Source organism: Streptomyces sp. NPDC001781, from assembly GCF_053596035.1.
In genome coordinates, this window is record NZ_JBSFFI010000005.1 from 187,843 (window position 1) to 212,194 (window position 24,352).

The window sequence follows — 24,352 nt, forward strand, 5'->3', positions numbered from 1 at the left end:
GTCCGGAAGGAGCCGGCCTTGGCCGAGCAGATCGAGCAGGCGGAGCGCGGCGTCGGGGAGTTCACCCTCAGCGGCCCGCTGACCAGCGCATCCCCGGCCCGGCACACCGCCCCCGAGCCCGACGAGAAGTGGACACTCCGGGGCGGTCACGCCCACGTCCACTACGGCGAGCGCAACCAGGGCATCGTCCGCCCGGTGGTCATGGCCGACGGCTTCGACCTCGGCAGGAGCGACCTCGCCCGGTTCCACGCGGGCCTCGACGGCGACTTCCCCCTCCTGACCGAACTGCGCCGCCGTGGCCGCGACGTCATCCTGGTCGGCTTCGACGAGCGCAGCGCCTCGGTCCTGGACAACGCCCGGACCGTGACCGAGGCCGTGATGCGGACCCTCGCCGAACAGCTCGGAGACGCCCGCCTCACCGTGGGCGGCTTCAGCACGGGCGGCCTGGTCAGCCGCTACGCGCTCGCCCGGATGGAGCACGAGCGCGTGGACCACCGGACCGGCGTGTACTTCTCCTGGGACACCCCGCACCGCGGCGCGTACATCCCCATCGGCCTCCAGGCGTTCGCGCACTTCATCCCGGTGCCCAACGACTTCGCCCGGCAGGTGAACAGCCCGGCCGCCCGCCAGATGCTCTGGCGGCACTACGACGCGATGACCGGCCAGAACGGCATCGCCCCCGAGCGCCGCGAGCTCCTCCGGCGCCTGGACGACGTCGGCGGCTGGCCGCGCGTCCCGCGCGTCCTCGCCCTCGCCAACGGCCGCGGCGACGGCACCGGCACCGCCGTCCCGCCCGGCGAGGCGGTGCTGAAGTCGGAGCGCGTCTACCCGGGCACCGTCTTCTACGCCCAGGCGCAGGGCCGCGAGGTCACCGTGGCCGAGCTGAAGCGCCGCTTCCCCGCGTCCGAGAAGACGATCACCGTTGGCGACCTCCCCGAGACGGACGGTGCTCCCGGCGGCACCCTGCGCTCCTACGGCATCCTCGCCGACGCCCTGAGGCAGGCCGGCGCCCAGGTCGATCTGCGGCACGAGGAGATCTGCTTCGTACCCACGGTCAGCGCGGCCGCCCTGCGCGACCTGGACCAGCACAAGGACCTCTACGCGAACCTGGAGGACCTCGCCCCGGACGAGAGCGAGGCCGACGACTTCGTCTGGTCCTCCACCACGACCCCGCACACGGCGGTCACCGAGGAACTCGGCACCTGGCTGCTGGACCGCCTCCCCGACTGAACCCGACCCGGCACGGCTCGGGGAGACACCCCCTAGGTGTCGCAGTCCAGCACCGTCCGGCACAGCCCGCAGCGGGCCCTGACCCGGCCCCTCACCGGCACCCGGATGCGCTGGTGGCACACCGGGCACGGGAAGGAGACCTTCAGCCCCGCCCCGTCCGGGGCGAACTCGTAGAGGGCGCCCGGACGGGGCCGGCCGGTGCCGTGCCGGGCGGTGTCACGCCGGTCGTGGGCGTAGCGCCGCCGCGCCGCCCAGCCCGCCCCGGCGAGCGGCGCCCGCCGCTCGTCCGCCCGTGCCCGGTCCCGGCCCGCGACGTACGCCGTGTACGCCTGCGGGCTGGTGAACCACACCGCCGGGTCCTCCCCGAACACCGCCGCCCGCTTCGCCAGGACGTAGCCGAACTCCTCCGGGGTGAGATAGCCGAGCTTCTGCGACGCCTCGCCGTGCTCGCGGTAGGCGTCCAGCAGCAGCCAGCCCGCGCCGAGATACGCGGTCGCCGTGTCGGTGAGGATCTCGTTCTCCGCGGTCGACGGGAACGCCAGGTCCAGCCGGTGCAGATACACATGGGCCACCTCATGGGCGAGGGCCGCGCCGATGTCCCGCCGGTGGGTACGGAAACGGTCGTTCAGCTCCACGAAGTACTCCGGGCCCGCCGCCAGTTCCACGTCGGCGGCGTGCCTCATCTCCCGGAAGCAGACGACCAGCCGCGCGTCCGGCAGCCGGAAGTGCCGCACCAGCTCCCGCGCCACCCGCTGCGCGCCCAGATGCAGGTCGTCCTCGTCCCCGAAGGCCACGTCGGCCGGGGCCACGCTCGCCGCGAAGGTCCGCAGGCCGTCCTCCGACAGCCGCCGGTACAGCGCCGTGACCGCCGACCGCACCGTCTCCAGATGCGGGAAGCCGTGCTCCACCGGTCCGCCTGCCGCCACGCCCGCACCCCCGAAGGTCGCCCGGAACACCCCTCCCACTGTAGAACCGCCCACCGCACGCCGCCCGCGCCCCTGAAGGCCCTGCCGTCCGGCGCCGGCCCCCGGGGCGGACGACGGGAGTGCGGCGAGGGCCTAGGGTTGACGCCCATGACCATCAGCAACACCGGCACCGGTGACGTCGACCCCGAGGCCCGCGAGGAACTGGAGCGGCTGCGGGCCAGCATCGACAACATCGACGCGGCCGTCGTCCACATGCTGGCCGAACGCTTCAAGGCCACCCAGCAGGTCGGCCGTCTCAAGGCCCGCCACCACCTGCCGCCCGCCGACCCCGGCCGTGAGGCCCGCCAGATCGAGCGGCTGCGCAGCCTCGCCGAGGACGCCCGCCTCGACCCCGCCTTCGCCGAGAAGTTCCTGAACTTCATCGTCGCCGAGGTGATCCGGCACCACGAGCGCATCGCCGAGGACTCCGCCCACACCCGCCCCTGACCCGCGCACGCCCGGCGCGGGACCGGACATAAGCCGCCTACCGAACCGCCCCTGTCCGCCGCCGGGGGCGATCGGGCAGCATGGCCCCCATGTCCGTACTGACGCGCGACGAAGCGCAAGCCCGAGCAGAGTTCCTCGACGTCCACCGCTACACCGTCGATCTCGACCTCACCACCGGTGACGAGACCTTCGGCTCCCGCACCGCGGTCCGGTTCACCGCGCGCGCGGACGGGGACACCTTCGTCGAGCTGAAGCCCGCCGAGCTGCGCGCCGTCACCCTCGACGGACAGCCCCTGCAGAGCGCCACCCTCGACGGCAACCGGCTGCCGCTGAAGAACCTCACCGCGGGCGAGCACGAACTCACCGTCGACGCGGTCATGCGCTACTCCCGCACCGGCGAGGGCATGCACCGCTTCACCGACCCCACCGACGGCGAGACGTACGTCTACACCCAGCTCTTCCTCGACGACGTCCAGCGCGTCTTCGCCGCCTTCGACCAGCCCGACCTCAAGTCCGTCTTCGACGTGACCGTCACCGCCCCCGAGGGCTGGCAGGTGCTCGCCAACGGCATCACCGAGCATCTCGGCGAGGGCCGCTGGCGCGCCGCCACCACTCCGCTGATCTCCACCTACCTCGTCGCCGTCGCCGCCGGCCCCTGGCACTCCGTACGCACCGAGCACCGCGGCCTGCCCTTCGGCATCCACTGCCGCCGCTCGCTCGCCCCTTACCTCGACGCCGACGCCGACGAGATCCTGGACATCACCCGCGCCCTCTACGACCGCTACCACGAGAAGTTCGAGGAGCCCTACCCGTTCGACTCCTACGACCAGGCGTTCGTCCCCGAGTTCAACGCCGGCGCCATGGAGAACCCCGGCCTCGTCACCTTCCGCGACGACTTCGTCTTCCGCTCCGCCGTCACCGACACCGAGCGGCAGACCCGCGCCATGGTCGTCGCACACGAGATGGCCCACATGTGGTTCGGCGACCTCGTCACCCTCAAGTGGTGGGACGACATCTGGCTGAACGAGTCCTTCGCCGAGTACATGGGCTACCAGACCACCCTGGAGGCCACCCGCTTCACCCAGTCCTGGGTCGAGTTCGGCGTCACCCGCAAGTCCTGGGGCTACGACGCCGACCAGCGCCCCTCCACCCACCCCGTCGCCCCCGAGTCCGTCGACGACACCGCCGCCGCGCTGCTCAACTTCGACGGCATCTCCTACGCCAAGGGCGCCTCCGCCCTGCGCCAGCTCGTCGCCTGGCTCGGCGAGAAGGACTTCCTGGCCGGCATCAACGTCCACTTCGCACGGCACCGGTTCGGCAACGCCACCCTCGCCGACTTCATCGACTCCCTCGCCTCCGCCACCGAACGCGACGTACCCGCCTGGGCCGACGCCTGGCTGCGCACCACCGGCGTCGACAAACTCACCCCCCGCCCCAGCACCGCGGACGGCGTGTGCACCCTGGCCGTCGAGCACGACGGCAGCCGTCCGCACCGCGTCACCGCCGGCCTCTACGACCACGACCTCACCGAGGAGCGCCGCCTCGTCCTGCGCGAGCGCGTCGACCTGGACATACCCCAGACGGCGCCCCAGCCGCTCGGCAAGCGGCCCGCGCTGCTCCTCCTCAACGACGGCGACCTCACCTACGCCAAGATCCGCTTCGACCCCGAGTCCTTCCAGACCCTGCGCACCAGCCTCTCCGGCCTGCCCGACCCGCTCACCCGCGCCGTCGTCTGGAACGCCCTGCGCGACGCGGTGCGCGACGGCGAACTCCCGCCCACCGCCTACCTGGAGACCGCCCGCGCCCACCTGCCGCTGGAGACCGACCTCGCCCTCGTCGAGGGCGTCCTGGCCTTCGCCGGAACCCACGTCGCCGACCGCTACCTCACCCCCGAGGAGCGGCCCGCTGCCCTCGCCACCCTCCGCTCCCTCTGCCGCGACCTGCTGCGCCGCACCGAGGACGGTGACAACCCCGGCCTGCGCCTGGTCGCCGTAAGGCACTTCATCGACGTCGCCGCCCAGCCCGACACCGTCGCCGCCTGGCTCGCCGACGGCACCGTGCCCGGCGGGCCCGAACTCGACCCCGAGCTTCGCTGGCGCATCCTGGGCCGGCTCGCCGTGCTCGGCGCCACCGACGAGGCCGCCATCGCCGCCGAACTGGAGCGCGACCCCTCCGCCAACGGGAAGGAAGGCGCCGCCCGCTGCCGCGCCGCGCTGCCCGACGCGGAGGCCAAGCGGCGGGCCTGGGAGGCCATGTTCGCCACCGACGACCTCTCCAACTACCTCTTCAAGGCCACCGCCCAGGGCTTCTGGCAGCCCGAACAGGCCGACCTCGTCGGTGAGTACCTACCCCGCTACTACGACGAGGCGGTCGCGGTGTCCGCCCGGCGCGGGCCCGCCATCGCCGCCGCCGCCGGTGCCTGGGCCTTCCCGCACCACGCCGTCGACGCCCGGAACCTGGAGCTGGGGCGGGCGTGCCTGCGCGACGCCGACCCCGTGCCCGCGCTGCGCCGCCGGCTCACCGACGAACTCGACGACCTGGAAAGGGCGTTGCGGGTGCGCGGGGAGTAACCCCCGAGCGCCGGGCCGCGTGGCTCAGGACCCCCTCAGCCACTCCGCCCGGCGCAGCGCGCCCCTCGGCCCCCGAAGGGTGAAGCCGAGCCCCTCCAGGAACCGCTCACCCGCCTTCCACCCGGCCGGCACCGTCGCCGTGACCCGCCACGCGCCCCGCTCCAGCAGCGTCCTGGCCACCGCCCGGCCCAGACCCCGGCCCCGCGCCCACGGAGCCAGCAGGAACAGGCCCACCGCCACCGCGCCCGCCTCCGGCCAGTCCCGCACCGCGTCCACCAGGCCCGCGACCTCGCCGTCGCGCTCCACCAGGAGCAGCACCTTGTCGCCGGGGTCCGCGCCCTCGGGCAGCGCGTAGTACAGGCTCTGCACATCGCCCGGCGCCGACGGCAGCCCCGTCGCAGCCGTGAACCAGTCCTCGCACTCCTCGAACAGCCGCAGCAGCGCCGCCTCGTCGGCCGGGCCCGGCTCGCGCAGCAGCACCCGCTCACCGGGAAGCTCCACCATCCACGTACCGCTCATCCCGGCGACGGTAGTGCCGCCCGGACGCAGCTCCAACGCGTTCTCCCCGTACGGCAGTACCCATTTCCCGCTCCCGCTCGTTGTGCAGCGCGGACACCCGGCTCCCGAACCTCAGCGCCGGCGCGTGTCCCCGCCCCGCAGGAGAGCCCATGAGCACCCCGCCCCTCGCCTCAGGACCCCACGGCCCGGACGCCCTGCGCCCGCTCCTGGACACCGTCCTCGGCGCCCTCACCACCGGTGCGGCCGCCCGCGGCGGCCCCCTGCCCGCAGGCGGGCCCGACGCCGTCGCCGCCCGCGTCGGCGACGCCCTCGGCGACGTACTCCCCGAACACGGCGACCCCGACGCCCTGCGCGCCCTCACCCACGCCCTCGCCGCGGGCGCCGCCGACCCCGCCGACCCGCTCTGCGCCGCCCACCTGCACTGCCCGCCGCTCGCCGTCGCCACCGCCGCCGACCTTGCCGTCAGCGCGCTCAACCCCTCCCTGGACTCCTGGGACCAGGCGCCCGCCGCCTCCGCCCTCGAAGCCCGCGTCACCCGCGCCCTCGCCGCCCGCCTCGGCCTCGCCGACGCCGTCGTCACCACCGGCGGCACCGAGGCCAACCAGCTCGCCCTGCTGCTCGCCCGCGAGGCCCACGGCGCCCACATCCGGCTGGTCTGCTCCGCCACCGCCCACCACTCCCTGCCCCGCGCCGCCTGGCTGCTCGGCCTGCCCGACCCCGTCGTCCTCCCCGCGCCGGGCGGCACACTGGACCCCGCCACGCTGGACGCCGCCCTCACCGAGCTGACCGGTCCCCTCCTCGTCGCCGCCACCGCCGGCACCACCGACGCCGGGCTCATCGACCCGCTCCCCGAGATCGCCGCCCGCTGCGCCGCCCACCGCGTCCGGCTGCACGTCGACGCGGCCTACGGCGGCTGCCTCGCCCTCAGCGACCGCCACCGCGCCCTGCTCACCGGGCTCGACGCCGCCGACACCGTCGCCCTGGACCTGCACAAACTCGGCTGGCAGCCCGTCGCCACCGGATTCCTCGCCGTCGCCGACCCCACCGCGCTCGACGCCCTCCACCAACACGCCGGCTACCTCAACGCGGGCGACGACACCGAGGCCGGCCTCCCCGACCTCCTCGGCCGCTCCACCCGCACCACCCGCCGCCCCGACGTCCTCAAAGCCGCGGTCACCCTGCGCACCCTCGGCCGCACCGGCCTCGCCGACCTCATCGACCGGGTCCTCACCCTCGCCCGGGACCTCGCCGACCGCGTCGAGGCACACCCCGGCCTCGAACTGTACGACCGCCCCACCCTCGCCACCGTGCTGTTCCGGCCCGCCCACGCCGACGACGCCGCCGTCGCCGCCGTCCGCCGCACCCTGCTGCACGAGGGCCGCGCCGTCCTCGGCCGGGCCCACGCCGACGGCCGCCTCTGGCTCAAAGCCACCCTCCTCAACCCCCACACCGGGCCCGACGACCTGGCCCACCTGCTGAAACTCGCCGAAGGACACACCCCCGCATGAGCCACCCGCCCCACCGCCCACACCAGGAGCCCGAGTCCCCCCGCGACCTCGTCGGCATCGGCATCGGCCCCTGCAACCTCTCCCTGGCCGCCCTCGCCGCGCCCCTCGCCGAACTCGACGCCGTCTTCTACGAACAGCGCCCCGGCTTCGACTGGCACCCCGGCCTCCTCATCGACGGCGCCACCCTCCAAGTCCCCTTCCTCGCCGACCTGGTGACCCTCGCCGACCCCACCAGCCCGTGGAGCTTCCTCAACTGGCTGCGCACCCGCGACCGGCTCTTCCCCTTCTACTTCGCCGAGCACTTCCACATCCAGCGCACCGAGTACGACGCCTACTGCCGCTGGGTCGCCGGACAGCTCCCCGGACTCCGCTTCCGCCACCAGGCCGACGCCGTCCGCTGGAACCCCGGACGCGACGTGTTCGAGGTCGACTTCACCCGCCTCGACGCCGACGGCCACGCCGAGGCCCTCGGCCGCACCCGCACCCGCAACATCGTCGTCGGCATCGGCAGCGCCCCCCACGTCCCCGAACCGCTGCGCCCCCTGGCCGCCGCCCCCGGCGTCCCCGTCCTGCACGCCGCCGACTACCTCGCCCACCGCGAGGCGCTGCTCGCCGCCGGACACGTCACCGTCGTCGGCTCCGGCCAGTCCGGCGCCGAGGTCTTCCTCGACCTGCTCCGCCACCGCCCCGCCGGCCGCGAACACCTGCACTGGATCGGCCGCACCGCCGCCTTCGCGCCCATGGAGTACTCCAAGCTCGGCCTGGAACACTTCACCCCCGACCACACCCGCTACTTCCACGCCCTCACCGAGCCCGTCCGCGACCGGCTCGTCGCCGCGCAGTGGCAGCTCCACAAGGGCGTCGACGCCGGCACCCTCGCCGCCATCCACGACGAGCTGTACCGGCACACCCTCGACGGCGGCTGGCCCGACGCCGTCCTCACCCCCGGCGTCCAGGTCCGCACCGCGGGACGCCTCGGCACCGGACAGATCGAACTCCACCTGGAACACCTCGACCAGGGCAGCCGCACCCGCCTCGCCACCGACGCCGTCGTCCTCGCCACCGGCTACCGCACGCGATCCCTCGACGGCCTCCTCGCCGGACTCGACCCCCACCTGCGCCGCGACAACGCCGGACGCCCCCTCGTCGACGACGAGTTCCGGCTCGTCCTCGACCCCGCCGTCAGCGGCCGCGTCCACGTCCAGAACGCCGAACTGCACACCCACGGCGTCGGCGCCCCCGACCTGGGACTCGCCGCCTGGCGCAGTGCCACCATCCTCAACTCCCTGACCGGCAAGGAGCAGTACCCGCTCCCCGCCCGCACCGCCTTCACCACCTTCGGCCTGCACCCGCAACGCCGAAGCCCCGGCGACGGCGCGACCGGAGCGGCCCGCACCGTCACCGGGGCCTCACCCGGACCGGCGTACTAGAACACCGGCGTGCCGTTCCGCGTCAGCTTCCAGTCCACCGACGCGAAGTCCTTCGGGTCCAGCACACCCTTCGCGGTCACCCACTCCGCGATCCGGGTCCGGATCTCCGTCGACTCCGACCACAGCTCCTTCGCCGACGCGACGTACGGGAACGCGCCGCCGCCGTTGGCCCGGTAGTTGTTCACCGCGAGCACGAACTGGGCCGCGTCGTCCAGCGGAGCCCCGCCGAAGGTGAGGTTCCTGATCCGCGACCCCGCGGGCTGCGCGATGTCGATGTCGTACGACAGCCCCGACACGTAGTCGTAGTTGTAGTCCGGGCGGTCCGCCGCGTTCGTCAGCTTGTCCACGTCCACCGGCGCGCCCGGCGCCGTCTGCACGTAGTACTGCGCCGAGAACTCCAGGTACGCCCGCATCTGGGCGCCCGTCATCAGCTTCGCCACCAGCGTGTTGTCGTACACGTACAGACCCGACAGGTCCCGGATGGTCACGTCGCCCGCCGGGATCTCGCTCGTCCGGGAGAACGGCGACGCCTGCGCCAGCACCGGCAGCGAGGCGTACTCCGTGCCCGCCAGCGCGGCCTTGACCACGTCCTCCTGCACCTTGGTGATCAGGTCGATGATCGGGGCGTCCTTGTACCGCGCCTCCACCGTGGTCAGCGTCTCGGTCGCCCGGCCCACCACCTGGTTGACGTACGCCACCACCTTCGCGTGCTCCTTGGAGAGCAGCTTGGTGATCTTCGGGTCGTCGGCCACGGTCCGGGAGTCCCTGAGGGACGCCTTCACCGACTCCACCTGCCAGCGGCCCCGCGTGAACACCAGCTCGAAGTCGAACAGGGTCAGCCGCTCCGCGAAGCACAGCGGCTCCGACAGCACGACCGTCTTCCCCGACTTCTCGTTGACGACCCGCAGCTCCGGGATCTCCAGGTGCGCGTGCCCGACCAGGATCGCGTCGATCCCCGGCACCTGCCGCGCCACGTTCGCCGCCGCGTTCTCCACGTACGGCACCTGGTCACCGTAGGACGACGTGCCCGAGGTGCCCGAGTGCGCCGAGACCACCACGATGTCCGCGCCCATCGACCTCAGCCTCGGCACCCACTTCGCGGCCTGCTCCTCCAGACCCTCGAAGGCCAGCTTGCCCTGCACGTACGCCTTGTCCCAGATGGCGATGCCGGGGTTGGTCAGACCCAGCACCGCGACCTTCACCGGCGGCGCGCCCGGCACGTGGAAACGCTTCATGTAGTACGGCGCGAACGCCGGCTTCAGCGTCTTCGCGTCCACCGCGTTCGCGCCCAGCAGCGGGAAGTCGAGCTGGTGCTCGAAGCGGCGCAGCGTCTCGATGCCGTAGTTGAACTCGTGGTTGCCCAGCGCCGCCGCGTCGTACCCGATCGCGTTCATCGCCTTCGCCATCGGATGCACCGGTCCGCCCTCGGCGGTGATCGGGTCCACCTTGGCGTAGTAGTACGTCAGCGGGGTGCCCTGGATGGTGTCGCCCGCGTCCAGCAGCAGGGTGTTGCGGCGGCCCTTCTCCGCGCGGACCTGGTCGACCAGCGTCGAGACCCGGGCCAGGCCCAGGGCGTTGCCCGCCGCGTCCTTGTAGTCCGCGTTCTTGAAGTAGTCCCAGTTGAAGACGTGGCCGTGCAGGTCGGTGGTGCCCATCACGGTCAGCGCGTACCGCTTCTCGTGGTGGCCGCGACGCACCCCGGCGGCCTCGGCCGCCTGGGCCGCCGGGGCTCCCGCCCCGCCCGCGATCGCCACACCCGCCCCGGTGACGGCGGACTGCTTCAGGAACTTCCGGCGGTCGAACGGCATCTCTCAGATCTCCTCGGCAGGGGTCTACAACGCGCGTAGATTGTGGCCCGACCATGACAGGTCGCAACAGACCCCCCAGGTTGCGATCCGGTGACCGATTTCCGTCAACTCCCCCCGTCCCCACACCGGACACATGACAGAGTGGGACGTATGACCCCTGAGGCGAACCCCGCGCACGGCACCGCCGACGCCCCCCTCCTCGCCGTCCGGGGCGAGGCCGAGTTCCGGACCGAGGCCGAGATCGCCCGCATCGGCGTCACCGTCACCGCGCGCGGCCGCGACCGCCGCGCCACCCTCGACGACCTGGGCCGCCGCAACACCGCCGCGCTCGACATCCTCAAGTCCTACGGCGACGCCGTGCCCGACCTCACCACCGGCTCCCTCGGCGTCACCCCCGAACTCAGCGAACGAGGCCGGGGCGAGCGGGTACGCAGCCATCAGGGGATCGTCCGCATCGACGCCGAGATCACCGACTTCGGCGTCCTGGGCGAACTCGTCACGCGACTGGCCGAGTTGGAGCTGACCGAGCTGGACGGCCCCTCCTGGTCGCTGCGCCCCGACTCGCCGGCCCACGCCGAGGCCCGCCGCCGCGCCGTCGCCGACGCCCTCCAGCGGGCCCGCGCCTACGCGGACGCGCTCGGGACCTCCCTCGCCGCGCTGACCGAACTCGCCGACACCGGTGCCGACCGCCCACGCGACGTCTCCGCCTTCGGCCGCTCCGCCCGCCGGGCCGCCCCGGCCGAATCCGCCGAGCCGTTCGATCTCCAGCCCGCGCAACTGTGGGTCTCCGCCCAGGTCACCGCGCGATTCACCCTCGTACCGCCCCGGCTTTGACGGAGTTTCCCGGGCGGAAGAACTCTCGCGCGAAAAACTTCGCTCATAGGAGCGGGTCATCGCACAATTCAACACTTGTCAATGACCCTTTTCCCGAAGGCCATTGAGTGGCCATGGAGCCCGAATTCCCTACCCGCGGGTAAGCCATAGGCTCGGCCCATGCGCCGAGCAAAGATCGTCTGCACCCTGGGGCCCGCCACCGACTCGTACGACCAGATCAAGGCACTGGTCGAGGCCGGAATGGACATCGCCCGGTTCAACCTCAGCCACGGCACCCACACCGAACACGAGGCGCGTTACCAGCGCGTCCGCAAGGCCGCCGACGAGACCGGCCGCAGCGTCGGAACCCTCGCCGATCTTCAAGGCCCGAAGATCCGGCTCGGCACCTTCACCGAAGGTCCCGTACTCCTCGAACGCGACGACACCTTCACCATCACCGTCGAAGAGGGCGTCCAGGGAGACCGCCACCGGTGCGGAACCACCTACGCCGGCCTCGCGGAGGACGTCCGCCCCGGCGAACGCGTGCTCGTCGACGACGGCAGGGTCTGCCTGGAGGTCACCGCCGTCGACGGCCCCCGGGTGCGCACCCGCGTGGTGGAGGGCGGAGTGGTCTCCGACCACAAGGGACTCAATCTCCCCGGTGCCGCCGTCTCCGTCCCCACCCTCTCCAAGAAGGACCAGGACGACCTGCGCTGGGCGCTGCGCACCGGCTTCGACGTCGTCGCCCTGTCCTTCGTGCGCAGCGGACGCGACGCCGCCGAGGTGCACCGGATCATGGCGGAGGAGGGACGCCGGCTGCCCGTCATCGCCAAGGTGGAGAAGCCGCAGGCAGTGGAGAACATCGAGGACGTCGTCGACGCCTTCGACGGGCTCATGGTCGCCCGGGGCGACCTCGGTGTGGAGCTGCCGCTGGAGCAGGTACCGATCGTGCAGAAACGCGCCGTCAAGCTCGCCAAGCGCAACGCCAAGCCGGTCATCGTCGCCACCCAGATGCTCGACTCGATGATCGACAGCGCGCGGCCCACCCGCGCGGAGGCCTCCGACGTGGCCAACGCGGTCCTCGACGGGGCGGACGCGGTGATGCTGTCCGCCGAGACCAGCGTGGGGCGCCATGCCGTCGAGGCCGTCTGCACCATGGCGAAGATCGTCGCCGCGGCGGAGGAGGAGATGCTGGCGAAGGGACTGCCGCCGCTGACCGAGCGGAACAAGCCGCGCACCCAGGGCGGCGCCGTCGCACGGGCGGCCGCCGAGATGGGGGACTTCCTCGGAGCCCGCTTCCTGGTCGCCTTCACCCAGTCCGGCGACACCGCCCGCCGCCTCTCCCGCTACCGCTCACCCATCCCCGTCCTCGCCTTCACCCCCGAGCCCGCCACCCGCTCCCAGCTCAGCCTCACCTGGGGCGTCGAGACCTTCCTCGGCCCCCACGTCGACTCCACCGACGCGATGGTCGAACAGGTCGACGAGCTGCTGCTGCGCTACGGCCGCTGCAGCAGGGGTGACGTCGTCGTCATCACCGCCGGCTCCCCGCCGGGCCTTTCCGGCACCACCAACCTGGTCCGCGTCCACCACATCGGTGAGGACGACAGCCCGAAGTAGGCGGTCAGTACTTGGGGCCCACATGCACGTCCATCAGGGCTACGGAGGCTTTGCGGGCGACGGAGATGTGGACCGGTCTTCCGTTGCGCGTGCACTGGGTCCACTCGACGCCGAGTCTGTCCAGAGTGTCGGTGAAGAGGCGCCGGATGTCGGTGGAGATGTTGGTGAAGAAATACCTGGGGTACTCATAGCGCCTTCGTTCCCCGCCGATCAGCCGCGTCGTCCAGTTGGTGATGCGGCAGCCGTCGGAGTGGATGAGACCGCGAACGAAGTCCCAGGGGTGGGCGTCGACGAGCGCTTGCTGCCAGGGCTCGAGAGTGATCGCGCGCTCGTGCTTCTTGCCCGGACCATGCTGGGGGAAGAGGCAGCGCCAATGCCGGCTGTAGCCGACCACGGACGTGTACCCGACAGCTTGGACCCGGCACGCCTTTCCGCTGGGATTGATGGTTTCGACCGCGGTGACACATGCGTCGATGAGGCCCGGCCAGCTGTCGCAGCATGCGATGCGCAGGTAGTAGCCCGCCTTCCTGTCCGGGCTGATGCAGCCGTCACCGAGGTAGAGGCCGAGAAGGTAGCTGTACGAAGCCTTGTCCTCAGGTGGTTCGCCCGTCGGACCGCACAGTGAACACGGATCGCTCCGCATACGGGGGAGCGGTGCTATGCGGGTTTGCCAGCATCGAATCGCACTGCGGGAGATGCCGGTTTCCCTACTGACAGAGCTGAGGCTGCGGCCTTGGGCCACCAGTGCGAGCGCCCGCTCACGTGTGCCGAGGTCGTACATACGGCCACCTTGTGCGTCCGATCGCGACGACACGCAGCAAAAAGCGGATGTTCACGAGAACGTGAGCATCCGCTTAAAAGGTCAATCCTGCGAATTGAAGGAAAAGTGCCCCGAGTCGGATTCGAACCGACACTGTATGGGTTTTGAATCCATTGCCTGCTGCCAATTGGGCTACCGGGGCTCGCAGATTCCAAGGAGTCCCTTGACCCTCCGCGCGTCCACCATACCGTAGCTAGGTAGGCTCTTGTCAGCAGCACCCCTGCCCTGAACGGAGAGCCCCAGTGACGACCCCCGAGTCGCCCCAGCCCGCAGACGTGTCCGACGACGACAAGTCGCATGTGCCCCCGCTGACGACCCGGGTCGTCATCGCCGAGGACGAGGCGCTGATCCGGCTCGACCTCAAGGAGATGCTGGAGGAGGAAGGCTACACGGTCGTCGGTGAGGCCGGGGACGGCGAGCAGGCCGTGGAACTGGCCCGTGAGCACAAGCCGGACCTGGTCATCCTGGACGTGAAGATGCCCAAGCTGGACGGCATCTCCGCGGCCGAGAAGATCGCCGAGGAGTCCATCGCCCCGGTCCTGATGCTGACCGCCTTCTCGCAGCGCGACCTCGTGGAGCGGGCCCGCGACGCCGGCGCGATGGCGTACCTGGTGAAGCCGTTCAGCAAGACCGACGTGGTCCCGGCGATCGAGATGGCCGTCTCCCGCTTCACCGAGCTGAAGCAGCTGGAGCAGGAGGTCGCCGACCTCAGCCAGCGCCTGGAGACCCGCAAGCTGGTCGACCGCGCGAAGTCGATCCTCCAGACGGAGTACGGCCTGAGCGAGCCCGCCGCGTTCCGCTGGATCCAGAAGACCTCGATGGACCGCCGCCTGTCGATGCAGCAGGTCGCGGAGGCGGTCATCTCCGACGACCAGGAGAAGAAGTCGGCCAAGAAGGGCTGACCGCGCGCCGAGAGGCCCGCGTCCCCCCGAGCCGGGGGGACGCGGGCCTCTTCGTGTGCTGTTCAGTGCCTGTTTCAGTCCTCGCCGAGGTACGCCTTGCGCACCGACTCGTCGGTGAGCAGGTCCCGCCCGGTGCCGGAGAGCACGATGCTGCCGACCTCCATGACGTGCCCCTGGTCGGCGAGCGAGAGCGCCGCCTGGGCGTTCTGCTCGACCAGCAGGATCGTCGTGCCGCCCGCCTTCAGCTCGGCGATGGTCGCCATGATCTTCTGCATCATGATCGGCGAGAGCCCCATGGACGGCTCGTCCAGCATGAGCAGCTGCGGCTGGGACATCAGCGCCCGCCCCATGGCGAGCATCTGCTGCTCACCGCCGGAGAGGGTGCCCGCGGCCTGCTTCCGCCGCTCCCCGAGGATGGGGAAGAGGTCGTAGGCGCGCTGGATGTCCTTCTCGATGCCGGGCTTGTCGTTGCGCAGGAAGGCCCCGAGGCGCAGGTTGTCCTCGATGGTCATGCGCGGGAAGATGTGCCGGCCCTCGGGGGAGTGGGCGAGCCCGAGGGAGACCACCTGGTGGGCGGGGACCTTCTTCAGCGACCTGCCGTTGAAGCGGATCTGTCCGCCGACCGGCTTGAGCAGCCCGGACAGGGTGCGCAGGGTGGTGGTCTTGCCCGCGCCGTTGGTGCCGATGAGGGTGACGACCTGGCCGGCCTCGACCTTGAACGAGATGCCCTTGACGGCCTCGATCTTGCCGTAGGCGACGCGCAGGTCCTCGACTTCCAGCAGTGCGGTCATCGCTCGTTCTCCTTGCCGGGCGCGGTGTCCTTCGTGGTCCCGGCCTGTGCCTCGGCCGCCGCGACCTCGGTGGCCTCCTCGGCCTTGGGGGCGTCCTCGAAGGGCTCGCCGAGGTAGGCGGCGACGACGCGCTCGTCGCCCTGGACGGTGGCGCTGTCGCCCTCGATGAGCTTCTGGCCCTGGACGAGCACGGCGACGCGGTCGCAGAGGTTGAAGATGAAGCGCATGTCGTGCTCGATGACGAGGACGGCGATGCCTTGGTCGCGGATGGCGAAGACCAGTTCCTCGGTGGCGCGGGTCTCCTGTGGGTTCATGCCGGCGGTGGGCTCGTCGAGCAGGAGCAGTCCGGGCTCGCTGGCCAGCGCGCGGGCGATCTCCAGCTTGCGCTGCTCGCCGTAGGGGAGGTTGCGGGCGAGGTGCTCGGCCTTGGCGTCCAGGCCGACGAAGGCGAGGAGTTCCATGGCGCGGGCGCGGGAGGCGGCTTCGGCCCTGTGGAAGCCGGGGCCGCGCAGCAGGGCGGACCAGAGTCCTTCCTTGGTGCGGGTGTGCCGGCCGACGAGCACGTTCTCCAGGACGGTCATGTTGGCGAAGAGCCGGATGTTCTGGAAGGTGCGGGCGATGCCGGCCGCGGTGACCTTGAAGGACTTGGGCGGCAGGACGGTGCCCTTGTAGCGGACCTCGCCCTCGGTGGGGACGTAGAGGCCGGTGAGGCAGTTGAAGAAGGTGGTCTTGCCGGCGCCGTTGGGGCCGATGAGGCCGACGATCTCGCCGCTGTTGACGGTGAGGTCGACGTCGCGGACGGCGGTGAGGCCGCCGAAGCGCATGGTGACGCCGCGGGCGTCGAGGACCGTCTCGCCGGGGGTGGTGCCGGGTGCGGCGTCCTGGATGGTGGTGTCGGTGGTCATGGTGGTCAGGCCCCTGCCTTGCTGAGGACGGCGGGCGCGGCGGTGTCCTCGTGGAACTCGAGTTGGCGGCGCCGGTTGGGGATGAGGCCCTCGGGGCGGAAGCGCATCAGCAGGACGAGCGCGACGCCGAAGGCGAAGAGCTGGTATTCGCCCAGGAACTGGAGCTTGGCCGGGATCAGGTAGAGCAGGGAGGCGCCGACGAGGGGCCCGGAGATGGTGCCCATGCCGCCGAGGACGACGGCGGCGAGCAGGAAGGCCGAGTTGGGCGGGACGACGTGGGCGAACTGGTACTGCTCGGGTGTCACGGTGTAGGTGACGTGGGCCTGGACGGAGCCGGCGAGTCCGGCGAGACCGGCGCCGAGGGCGAAGGCGATGAGCTTGACCCGGAAGCCGTTGATGCCCATCGCGAGTGCGGCGGTCTCGTCCTCGCGGATGGCGATCCAGGCGCGGCCGATGCGGGAGTCGCTGCTGCGCCGGAAGACGACGACCACGACGAGGGTGATGAGGAGCATCAGCAGGAAGTAGTTGGCGAACCGCCCGATGGTGGCGCCGAACAGCTGGTGTTCCTGGCCGAAGTCGAAGCCGAGGATGTCGAGGTTGGGGACCGAGGAGATGCCGTTGGAGCCGTTGGTGACGTCGGGTCCGGAGGTGCCGTCCATGTTGAGGACGGTGATGCGGAAGATCTCGCCGAAGCCGAGGGTGACGATGGCGAGGTAGTCGCCGCGCAGCCGCAGGGTCGGTGCGCCGATGAGGACGCCGAAGATCATGGCGACGAACGCGCCGAGCAGGGCTGACGCCCAGAAGGGCCAGTGCACGTGCAGCGGTGAGGAGGGCGAGCCGGAGACGAGGGCGGCGGTGTAGGCGCCGACGCCGAGGAACGCGACGTAGCCGAGGTCGAGCAGGCCGGCGAGGCCGACGACGATGTTCAGGCCGAGGGCGACGGTGGCGAAGATGAGGATGTAGACGCCGATGGTGGCGTACTGGTCGTCGGACTGGGTGAAGGGGAAGGCCGCGGCGGCGACGAAGGCGCCGGTCATGGTGACGGTGCGGTGCCGCGAGGTGATCGCCGAGATCCGGGCCACGAGTCCGGCCTTGGCGAGGGCGGCGAAGCCGAAGCCGGCGGTGATGAGGAAGCCGATGAAGAGTTCGTCGTACTCGGTGCCGATGCCGTAGGTGAAGACGAGCAGGCCGAAGGCCATGACGCCGGTGATGACGAGGATCTCCGCCCAGGCGGGCAGGGTGCGGCCGGGGGCGGGGGAGTCGGCGGCGAAGGCGGACTTGAAGACGGTCCAGTTCTGCCGGGCGCGGTGCCGGAAGGCTTCCCAGCCGGTGTCGTCGGGGTCGGCCGGGTCGGGTTCGGGCCGCTGGAAGGGCAGCGCGAGGGCGCCGAGCAGGGCGGCGAGGGTGGCGAGGGCGACGAGGTAGCCGCCGGGTTCGAGGTTGACGACGCCGCCGAGCTTGGCGCTGATGGCGATGACGGTGTACCAGGCGGTGGCGAAGGTGCCGAGCGCGGCGAGCCTGAGGGCGCTGTCGGCGTTGCCGGGGGTGAGGACCGTGAGGCCCTTGACGCCGTAGGAGGCGAGGCCGAGCAGGGTGGTGAGCAGGCCGCCGATGAGGACGAGGACCTGGAGGCCGCCGGGGTAGCCGTAGACGGTGAGGTCGCCGGGGAAGGCGGAGGTCCAGGTCCAGGCGAGGAAGGTGGAGACGACGGCGAGGGCGCCGCCGCCGGTGGCGAGGGCCCGGCCGAGGGAGGTCGGCAGGCCGATCAGGCCGGTGGCGGCGGGGGAGACGGTGTCCGGGGTCTCCGGGGTGCCGGGTGCGGTGGTCTGTGTGGTCATCGGTGTCACGCCCTGTCCGCGACGCGCTCGCCGAGCAGGCCCTGTGGCCTCAGCAGGAGCACGAGGATGAGGAGTACGAACGCCCAGACATCTGCCCAGGACTGGCTGCCGAACTTGTCCATGCCGGGGATGTCGGCGATGTAGGCGGTGGACAGGGCCTCGGCGACGCCGAGGACGAGACCGCCGAGCATGGCGCCGTAGATGTTGCCGATGCCGCCGAGGACGGCCGCGGTGAACGCCTTGAGGCCGAGGATGAAGCCCATGCGGAAGTCGATCTGGCCGTACTTGAAGCCGTAGGCGACGGAGCCGACGGCCGCGAAGACGGCGCCGAGGGCGAACGCGATGACGATGATGCGGTCGGTGTTGACGCCCATCAGCTTGGCGGTGTCCGGGTCCTGGGCGGTGGCCTGCATGCCGCGTCCGGTGCGGGTGCGCATCACGAAGTAGGCGAGGACGGCCATGCTGAGCGGGGCGGCGGCGACGAGGAAGACGTCTCCGGTCTGGATGGTGACGTTGCCGATCTCGAAGGGTCCGCCGGGGATGCTGGGGAAGGTGCGCGCGGACTTGGCCTCGGGGTACCAGGCCCACACGGCCTGCTGGAGGGCGAGGGAGAGGCCGATGGCGGTGATCAGCGGGGCGAGCCGGGGGGCGCTGCGCAGCGGCCGGTAGGCGAATCGTTCCGCTCCGACGGCGACGGTCACGGCGACCACGATGGCGCCCACCAGCATCAGCGGCAGGGCGATCCACATGGAGGTGCCGTCGGGAAGGATGTACACGTAGACCGTGAGGGCGCCGAAGGCGCCGGTCATGAATATCTCGCCGTGGGCGAAGTTGATGAGCTGGACGATGCCATAGACCATGGTGTAGCCGATGGCGACCAGCCCGTACATGGAACCAAGTAGCAGGCCGTTGACGAGCTGCTGCGGCAGTTCGTTCACCGCATGTCCTCCGAGCGTGGGATAAGCGACGGATGTGGCCGGGAGTGGCCGGATGCGAGTCCGCGCGGGGCGCCTCTTGAGCGCCCCGCGCGGCTCGGCTGGTGCGGCTGTGGGTCAGGACCCGTTGTAGGTGCCGGACTCCACGGCCTTCCAGGCACCGTCCTTGACGGAGTACACCGTGAGCTGCTTGTTGGTGGCGTCGCCGTACTCGTCGAAGGAGACCTTGCCGGTCACGCCGTCGAAGGAGACGTTCTGGAGGGCGGCGGTGACCTTCGCGCGGGCGTCGGAGGGCAGCTTGCCGTCGTTGTCGTCGACGACCTTCTTGACGGCCTCGATGATCGACCAGGCGGAGTCGTAGGAGTAGCCGCCGTAGGCCGCGTACGCCTCCTTGTAGCCCGCAGCCTTGTAGTCGGCGACGAACTGCTTGGCGGAGGGGAGGGTCTCCACCGGGGCACCGACGGAGGTGGCGTAGTCGCCGGTCGCGGCGGGGCCGCCGAGCTTGAAGAAGGTGTCGTCCTTGATGCCGTCGCCGCCGACCAGCGGCACCTTGGCGCCGGCGGCCTTGATCTGCTTGGTGAGCGGGCCGGCCTGCGGGTACTCACCGCCGTAGTAGACGACGTCGGCGCCGGAGTTCTTCACCTTGGTGGCGACCGCGGAGAAGTCCTTGGTGTCGGGGTTGATGTGCTCGGTGCCCACGATCTTGCCGCCGAGCTTCTTGAACGCCTCGGTGAAGGTGGCGGCGAGGCCGGCGCCGTAGGTCTTCTTGTCGTCGATGACGAAGACCTTCTTCTTCTTGGCCTTGTTGAAGACGTACTCCGCCGCGTACGGGCCCTGGATGGCGTCCGTGGTCGCGGTGCGGAAGTACGACTTGTACTGGCGCACCTTCTTCTTCTGCCAGTCCGGGCCCTGGGTGAGGCCGGGGCCCGTGTTGGCGGGGGAGACCTGGGCCAGCTTGGCGTCGTCGAGGACCTTCTGCATCGACTCGGCGACGGAGGAGTTCAGCGGTCCGACGACACCGAGGACGCTCTTGTCGGTGACGAAGGCGGTCGAGTTCTGCTGGCCGGACGAGGGCTGGGCCTGGTCGTCCTTCGCGTCGATCTTGAAGGTGACGCCCTTGACGAACTCCTTCTTGTTCGCGGTCTTGACCGCGAGGTCCACCGAGTTCTTGATGCCGAGGCCCAGCGCGGACAGGTCGCCGGTCAGCGGGGCGTCGATGCCGATGGTGACGGTGGTGCCGCCGTTGGCGTCGGAGCCGTTGTCGCCGCTGTCGCGCGAGCCGCAGGCGGTGAGGGTGAGCGCTCCCGCGGACAGCGCGGCGGTGATGGCGATGAGCGAACGTTGACGCACGATCAGTCCTTTCCCTGGACGACCGCATCCCCATGGAAACGGTCGAGCCGCGCGCCTGGCCGAAATGGTGAATCCGGGGCGCGGTGACTGGCCGTGACTCTAGGCGTGTGATGGGAACGTGGAGGAGGGCTTGACCAAGGCTGTGACGCTCTTGTTATGACACGAGGTAATGCAGAGCGGTACGCCCTGGGGGGAACGCTGGAATTCCGGCCGATTCGCCCTGTCCGCATGCTGAGAACGTGCAGCACGCGCCCTCAACTGTTCAGGTGTCTCGGGGGTTTTGGTGATGACGGCGCACTTTCGCCGCAGGCGTCCCCGAGTGCGCGGGAGAGGTATCGGGTGTAGCGCGGGCCGAGGATGAAACTCTGGGTTTGTATTGCGCGCGGATTACGCAGTGTTACTTCCAGGAAAGGCAGTGCGGCGTTTTCGGGTACCCTTCCGCATTCCGTGACACGCATGGTCACAGTGATCACCCGGGACGAGCCGGGTGCGGTCCGGAAGGGGGCGCGGGGCTCGGAATCGGCCGACATCCCGGCGTAGGGCTGGCTCACCCGTGTCACGGTGACCGGGGGTCCGGCCTCCACGGCGAGGCGCACGTCGAAGGCGAGGCGGTGGGGCGCGGTGGTCCGGCCGGCCAGGAAGGCCATGGTCACCGTCTGTGCGGGAAAAGGGAGTTCGGGCGGGGGCGCCGGACGCGGGCGGGTGCCCCAGAGGGCGGCTCCGGCCGCCAGTACGGCGCACGCGGTGGCCGGAATCAGCAGGGTGCGGCGGCGCCGGGACCGGGATGCCGGGCGTGCTTCGGCGGGCTCGCGCACCCAGGTGCCCTCGCCGGGTTCCAGTGGGCCGATACCGGTCACCGCCGGAGTCCGAGCCGTTCGAGAAGCACCGCGCCCCGTCCCATGTGCCGAAAGGTACGGCGCGGGACGGGGCGGGGCAACGGGGAACGTCAGTCCTTGGCCGGGGCCCCGCCCGCCGGGAGGTCGCGCAGGAGGCAGGTCAGCCGGGCCGTGCAGACGCGGCGGTCCTGCTCGTCGGTGATGACGATCTCGTACGTCGCCGTGGAGCGGCCCCGGTGGACCGGGGTGGCGACGCCGGTGACCAGACCGGAGCGGACGCCCCGGTGGTGGGTGCAGTTCAGGTCGACGCCGACGGCGACCTTGGAGCTGCCGCCGTGCAGCATCGAGCCGACCGAGCCGAGGGTCTCGGCGAGCACCGCGGAGGCGCCGCCGTGCAGCAGGCCGTACGGCTGGGTGTTGCCCTCCACCGGCATGGTGCCGACCACCCGCTCCGGTGCCGCCTCGACGATCTGCACGCCCATCCGCGTCCCCAGGTGGCCGGCGGAGAACATCGCGGGCAGGTCCACGCCGAGCGCCGCGTACTCGTCGATGATCTCCTGCGGGAATCTCACCTGCTGCTGCTCACCCATGCCCGGCTCCGTTCTCGTCCGCCTGTCCGGCGGCTACCGATATCACTGAGCGAACGCTCAGTCGGTCGCCGATTGTTCCAGACGGCCTTCCGGGCGCGCCTCCAGCCGGACCACCACCGACTTGCTGGCCGGGGTGTTGCTGGTGTCGGCGGTGGCGTCCAGCGGCACCAGCACATTGGTCTCCGGGTAGTAGGAGGCCGCGCAGCCCCGCGCGGTCGGGTAGTACACCACCCGGAATCCGGGCGCCCGCCGCTCCACCCCGTCGCTCCACTCGCCCACCAGGTCCACCTGACTGCCGTCGCTCACGCCGAGTTCGCGCGCGTCCTCCGGGTGGACCAGCACCACGCGGCGGCCGCCGGTGATGCCCCGGTAGCGGTCGTCCAGGCCGTAGATCGTGGTGTTGTACTGGTCGTGCGAGCGCAGCGTCTGGAGCAGCAGCCGGCCCTCGGGCAGCTCGGGGTGCTCCACCGGCGCGGCGGTGAAGTTGGCCTTGCCGGTGGCGGTCGGGAAGCGGCGCTCGTCGCGCGGGGCGTGCGGCAGGGTGAAGCCTCCGGGGCGGGCGACGCGGGCGTTGAAGTCCTCGAAGCCGGGGACCACCCGTGCGATGCGGTCGCGGATCGCCGCGTAGTCCCGCTCGAACTCCTCCCACGGCACGGTGCTGTCCGGCAGCACCCGCCGGGCCAGCCGGGCGACGATGGCGGGCTCGGACAGCAGGTGGGGGCTCGCGGGCGCCAGCCGGCCGCGCGAGGCGTGCACCATGCCCATGGAGTCCTCGACGGTGACGAACTGCTCGACCCCGCCCTGGACGTCGCGCTCGGTGCGGCCCAGCGTCGGCAGGATCAGCGCGCGGGCGCCGGTGACCACGTGCGAGCGGTTGAGCTTGGTCGACACGTGCACGGTCAGCCGGGCCCGCCGCATGGCCGCCTCGGTCACCTCGGTGTCGGGGGAGGCGGAGACGAAGTTGCCGCCTATGGCGAAGAACACCTTCGCCTCGCCGTCCCGCAGCGCGCGGATGGCCCGAACGACGTCGAAGCCGTGCTCGCGCGGCGGGGCGAAGCCGAACTCGCGCTCCAGCGCGTCCAGGAATGCGGGCGCGGGGCGCTCGAAGATGCCCATCGTGCGGTCGCCCTGCACGTTGGAGTGGCCGCGCACCGGGCACACCCCGGCGCCGGGGCGGCCGATGTTGCCGCGCAGCAGCAGGAAGTTGACCACCTCGCGGATGGTCGGCACCGAGTGCTTGTGCTGGGTGAGGCCCATGGCCCAGCAGACGATGGTCCGCTGCGAGGCCAGCACCATCTCCAGGGCCCGCTCGATCTCCGCGCGGTCGAGCCCGGTCGCCGCCAGCGTCTCCTCCCAGTCGGCCTTGGCCGCCGCGTCGGCGAACTCCTGGTACCCGTGGGTGTGTTCGCGGACGAACTCCTCGTCGACCGCGCCGTCCGTCTCCAGGATCAGCCTGTTCAGCAGTCGGAAGAGGGCCTGGTCGCCGCCGATGCGGATCTGCAGGAACAGGTCGGTCAGCGCGGCGCCCTTGAGCATGCCCTGCGGGGTCTGGGGGTTCTTGAACCGCTCCAGGCCCGCCTCGGGGAGCGGATTGACGCTGATGATCCGCGCGCCGGCCGCCTTGGCCTTCTCCAGCGCGGAGAGCATGCGCGGATGGTTGGTGCCGGGGTTCTGCCCGGCCACGATGATCAGGTCGGCCCGGTACAGGTCCTCCAGCAGCACGCTGCCCTTGCCGATGCCGATCGTCTCCGAGAGCGCCGAACCGGACGACTCGTGGCACATGTTGGAGCAGTCGGGCAGGTTGTTGGTGCCCAGCTCGCGGGCGAGGAGCTGGTAGAGGAACGCCGCTTCGTTGCTGGTGCGTCCCGAGGTGTAGAAGACGGCCTCGTCCGGCGAGCCGAGGGCCCTGATCTCCTCCGCGACGATGTCGAAGGCGCGCTCCCAGGTGACCGGCTCGTAGCGGTCGGCGCCCTCGGGCAGGTACATGGGGTGCGTGAGACGGCCCTGCTGGCCCAGCCAGTAGCCGCTGCGCCCGGCGAGGCCGGCCACCGGGTGGGCGGCGAAGAACTCCGGGGTGACCCGGCGGAGTGTGGCCTCCTCGGCCACCGCCTTGGCGCCGTTCTCGCAGAACTCCGCCCTGTGCCGCTGCTCCGGCTCCGGCCAGGCGCAGCCGGGGCAGTCGAAGCCGTCCTTCTGGTTCACCCGCAGCAGGGTCAGCGCGGTGCGGCGCACCCCCATCTGCTGCTGCGCGATCCGCAGGGAGTGCCCCACGGCGGGCAGCCCCGCCGCCGCGTGCTTCGGCTCCCCTGTCCGCGGCGCGTCCTGCACCGGATCACCCTTGGGCGGCTTCGTCGCCATCGCCCGCTCCCCTTCGATCGTCCTGCTCGCATCCGGCATCCCCCGGTCCCGGATGACAAGCATGCCCCGCGAGCTTCCGCGGCGGGAGCCCTGTGGACAGTGTGCGATCTTCCGGCGGAA

19 protein-coding genes and 1 tRNA gene are annotated in these 24,352 nt (G+C 71.3%); 8 read left to right on the forward strand and 12 right to left on the reverse strand.

Features of this window, described 5'->3' with window-relative positions:
* The first annotated feature begins 18 nt into the window (after positions 1 to 18).
* Positions 19 to 1,230 (forward strand): esterase/lipase family protein, encoded by a 1,212-nt coding sequence (locus ACWCV3_RS06840; RefSeq protein ID WP_451219454.1) that lies wholly within the window; start codon positions 19 to 21, stop codon positions 1,228 to 1,230.
* Between the two features lie 32 nt (positions 1,231 to 1,262).
* On the opposite strand, the gene ACWCV3_RS06845 is transcribed toward ACWCV3_RS06840, so the two are convergent.
* Positions 1,263 to 2,156, reverse strand: coding sequence for a hypothetical protein (locus tag ACWCV3_RS06845; protein ID WP_451219677.1), 894 nt, complete (start codon positions 2,154 to 2,156; stop codon positions 1,263 to 1,265).
* A gap of 147 nt (positions 2,157 to 2,303) precedes the next feature.
* Between ACWCV3_RS06845 and ACWCV3_RS06850 the strand changes: the two genes are divergently transcribed.
* Positions 2,304 to 2,642 carry a chorismate mutase gene (locus tag ACWCV3_RS06850; RefSeq protein WP_031182885.1) on the forward strand — a complete coding sequence of 113 codons (339 nt, stop codon included), beginning with the start codon at positions 2,304 to 2,306 and terminating at the stop codon, positions 2,640 to 2,642.
* Positions 2,643 to 2,731: 89 nt separating this feature from the next.
* On the forward strand, positions 2,732 to 5,212 hold the full coding sequence (pepN, locus tag ACWCV3_RS06855) for an aminopeptidase N (protein ID WP_451219457.1): 2,481 nt from the start codon (positions 2,732 to 2,734) through the stop codon (positions 5,210 to 5,212).
* A gap of 24 nt (positions 5,213 to 5,236) precedes the next feature.
* On the opposite strand, the gene ACWCV3_RS06860 is transcribed toward pepN, so the two are convergent.
* Positions 5,237 to 5,731, reverse strand: coding sequence for a GNAT family N-acetyltransferase (locus tag ACWCV3_RS06860; protein WP_451219460.1), 495 nt, complete (start codon positions 5,729 to 5,731; stop codon positions 5,237 to 5,239).
* A 149-nt stretch (positions 5,732 to 5,880) separates the two neighbouring features.
* On the opposite strand from ACWCV3_RS06860, the gene ACWCV3_RS06865 reads away from it, so the two are divergent.
* Both ACWCV3_RS06865 and ACWCV3_RS06870 read left to right on the forward strand, forming a co-directional pair.
* Entirely contained in the window at positions 5,881 to 7,239 is a 1,359-nt protein-coding gene (locus ACWCV3_RS06865; protein WP_451219463.1) for a pyridoxal phosphate-dependent decarboxylase family protein, read from the forward strand.
* On the forward strand, positions 7,236 to 8,669 hold the full coding sequence (locus ACWCV3_RS06870; RefSeq protein ID WP_451219466.1) for a lysine N(6)-hydroxylase/L-ornithine N(5)-oxygenase family protein: 1,434 nt from the start codon (positions 7,236 to 7,238) through the stop codon (positions 8,667 to 8,669). Before ACWCV3_RS06865 ends, ACWCV3_RS06870 begins: the two co-directional genes overlap by 4 nt.
* On the opposite strand, the gene ACWCV3_RS06875 is transcribed toward ACWCV3_RS06870, so the two are convergent.
* Positions 8,666 to 10,477 (reverse strand): bifunctional metallophosphatase/5'-nucleotidase, encoded by a 1,812-nt coding sequence (locus tag ACWCV3_RS06875; protein WP_451219469.1) that lies wholly within the window; start codon positions 10,475 to 10,477, stop codon positions 8,666 to 8,668. The genes ACWCV3_RS06870 and ACWCV3_RS06875 overlap by 4 nt on opposite strands.
* Positions 10,478 to 10,627: 150 nt before the next feature.
* On the opposite strand from ACWCV3_RS06875, the gene ACWCV3_RS06880 reads away from it, so the two are divergent.
* Entirely contained in the window at positions 10,628 to 11,311 is a 684-nt protein-coding gene (locus tag ACWCV3_RS06880; RefSeq protein WP_451219472.1) for an SIMPL domain-containing protein, read from the forward strand.
* 159 nt (positions 11,312 to 11,470) lie between these two features.
* A complete protein-coding gene (gene pyk, locus ACWCV3_RS06885; RefSeq protein WP_451219475.1) occupies positions 11,471 to 12,907 on the forward strand; it encodes a pyruvate kinase in 1,437 nt (478 codons plus the stop codon).
* A 4-nt stretch (positions 12,908 to 12,911) separates the two neighbouring features.
* Here the strand turns inward: pyk and ACWCV3_RS06890 are convergent, their stop codons facing one another.
* The gene (locus ACWCV3_RS06890) at positions 12,912 to 13,688 is read right to left on the reverse strand and encodes a transcriptional regulator (RefSeq protein WP_451219478.1); all 777 of its coding nucleotides are present in this window, start codon (positions 13,686 to 13,688) and stop codon (positions 12,912 to 12,914) included.
* 106 nt (positions 13,689 to 13,794) lie between these two features.
* Positions 13,795 to 13,869: transfer RNA gene (locus tag ACWCV3_RS06895), tRNA-Leu, on the reverse strand.
* 100 nt (positions 13,870 to 13,969) lie between these two features.
* On the opposite strand from ACWCV3_RS06895, the gene ACWCV3_RS06900 reads away from it, so the two are divergent.
* Positions 13,970 to 14,629, forward strand: coding sequence for an ANTAR domain-containing response regulator (locus ACWCV3_RS06900; RefSeq protein WP_135790517.1), 660 nt, complete (start codon positions 13,970 to 13,972; stop codon positions 14,627 to 14,629).
* Positions 14,630 to 14,703: 74 nt separating this feature from the next.
* On the opposite strand, the gene ACWCV3_RS06905 is transcribed toward ACWCV3_RS06900, so the two are convergent.
* The 7 genes from ACWCV3_RS06905 to ACWCV3_RS06935 all read right to left on the reverse strand — a co-directional run bounded on the left by ACWCV3_RS06905 (position 14,704) and on the right by ACWCV3_RS06935 (position 24,232).
* The gene (locus tag ACWCV3_RS06905; RefSeq protein ID WP_451219481.1) at positions 14,704 to 15,420 is read right to left on the reverse strand and encodes an ABC transporter ATP-binding protein; all 717 of its coding nucleotides are present in this window, start codon (positions 15,418 to 15,420) and stop codon (positions 14,704 to 14,706) included.
* A complete protein-coding gene (locus ACWCV3_RS06910) occupies positions 15,417 to 16,325 on the reverse strand; it encodes an ABC transporter ATP-binding protein (protein ID WP_451219484.1) in 909 nt (302 codons plus the stop codon). Before ACWCV3_RS06910 ends, ACWCV3_RS06905 begins: the two co-directional genes overlap by 4 nt.
* 5 nt (positions 16,326 to 16,330) lie before the next feature.
* A complete protein-coding gene (locus ACWCV3_RS06915; protein ID WP_451219487.1) occupies positions 16,331 to 18,163 on the reverse strand; it encodes a branched-chain amino acid ABC transporter permease in 1,833 nt (610 codons plus the stop codon).
* 5 nt (positions 18,164 to 18,168) lie between these two features.
* Positions 18,169 to 19,101, reverse strand: coding sequence for a branched-chain amino acid ABC transporter permease (locus ACWCV3_RS06920; protein WP_451219490.1), 933 nt, complete (start codon positions 19,099 to 19,101; stop codon positions 18,169 to 18,171).
* A 114-nt stretch (positions 19,102 to 19,215) separates the two neighbouring features.
* Positions 19,216 to 20,448: a branched-chain amino acid ABC transporter substrate-binding protein gene (locus ACWCV3_RS06925; protein WP_451219493.1), complete on the reverse strand. Its 1,233-nt coding sequence runs from the start codon at positions 20,446 to 20,448 to the stop codon at positions 19,216 to 19,218.
* 946 nt (positions 20,449 to 21,394) lie between these two features.
* Complete coding sequence (locus tag ACWCV3_RS06930; RefSeq protein ID WP_451219496.1) at positions 21,395 to 21,874, reverse strand: PaaI family thioesterase; 480 nt, start codon at positions 21,872 to 21,874, stop codon at positions 21,395 to 21,397.
* A gap of 57 nt (positions 21,875 to 21,931) precedes the next feature.
* A complete protein-coding gene (locus tag ACWCV3_RS06935; RefSeq protein WP_451219499.1) occupies positions 21,932 to 24,232 on the reverse strand; it encodes an FdhF/YdeP family oxidoreductase in 2,301 nt (766 codons plus the stop codon).
* Positions 24,233 to 24,352: the final 120 nt, after the last annotated feature.

What these genes read in the sequence shown, in the direction of transcription:
- ACWCV3_RS06850 (WP_031182885.1), top strand. Translation starts at nt 2,304, where the DNA reads ATGACCATCAGCAACACCGGCACCGGTGACGTCGACCCCGAGGCCCGC.
- pepN (WP_451219457.1), top strand. Translation starts at nt 2,732, where the DNA reads ATGTCCGTACTGACGCGCGACGAAGCGCAAGCCCGAGCAGAGTTCCTC.
- ACWCV3_RS06860 (WP_451219460.1), bottom strand. Translation starts at nt 5,731, where the DNA reads ATGAGCGGTACGTGGATGGTGGAGCTTCCCGGTGAGCGGGTGCTGCTG.
- ACWCV3_RS06865 (WP_451219463.1), top strand. Translation starts at nt 5,881, where the DNA reads ATGAGCACCCCGCCCCTCGCCTCAGGACCCCACGGCCCGGACGCCCTG.
- ACWCV3_RS06870 (WP_451219466.1), top strand. Translation starts at nt 7,236, where the DNA reads ATGAGCCACCCGCCCCACCGCCCACACCAGGAGCCCGAGTCCCCCCGC.
- ACWCV3_RS06875 (WP_451219469.1), bottom strand. Translation starts at nt 10,477, where the DNA reads ATGCCGTTCGACCGCCGGAAGTTCCTGAAGCAGTCCGCCGTCACCGGG.
- ACWCV3_RS06880 (WP_451219472.1), top strand. Translation starts at nt 10,628, where the DNA reads ATGACCCCTGAGGCGAACCCCGCGCACGGCACCGCCGACGCCCCCCTC.
- pyk (WP_451219475.1), top strand. Translation starts at nt 11,471, where the DNA reads ATGCGCCGAGCAAAGATCGTCTGCACCCTGGGGCCCGCCACCGACTCG.
- ACWCV3_RS06890 (WP_451219478.1), bottom strand. Translation starts at nt 13,688, where the DNA reads ATGTACGACCTCGGCACACGTGAGCGGGCGCTCGCACTGGTGGCCCAA.
- ACWCV3_RS06905 (WP_451219481.1), bottom strand. Translation starts at nt 15,420, where the DNA reads ATGACCGCACTGCTGGAAGTCGAGGACCTGCGCGTCGCCTACGGCAAG.
- ACWCV3_RS06910 (WP_451219484.1), bottom strand. Translation starts at nt 16,325, where the DNA reads ATGACCACCGACACCACCATCCAGGACGCCGCACCCGGCACCACCCCC.
- ACWCV3_RS06915 (WP_451219487.1), bottom strand. Translation starts at nt 18,163, where the DNA reads ATGACCACACAGACCACCGCACCCGGCACCCCGGAGACCCCGGACACC.
- ACWCV3_RS06930 (WP_451219496.1), bottom strand. Translation starts at nt 21,874, where the DNA reads ATGGGTGAGCAGCAGCAGGTGAGATTCCCGCAGGAGATCATCGACGAG.
- ACWCV3_RS06935 (WP_451219499.1), bottom strand. Translation starts at nt 24,232, where the DNA reads ATGGCGACGAAGCCGCCCAAGGGTGATCCGGTGCAGGACGCGCCGCGG.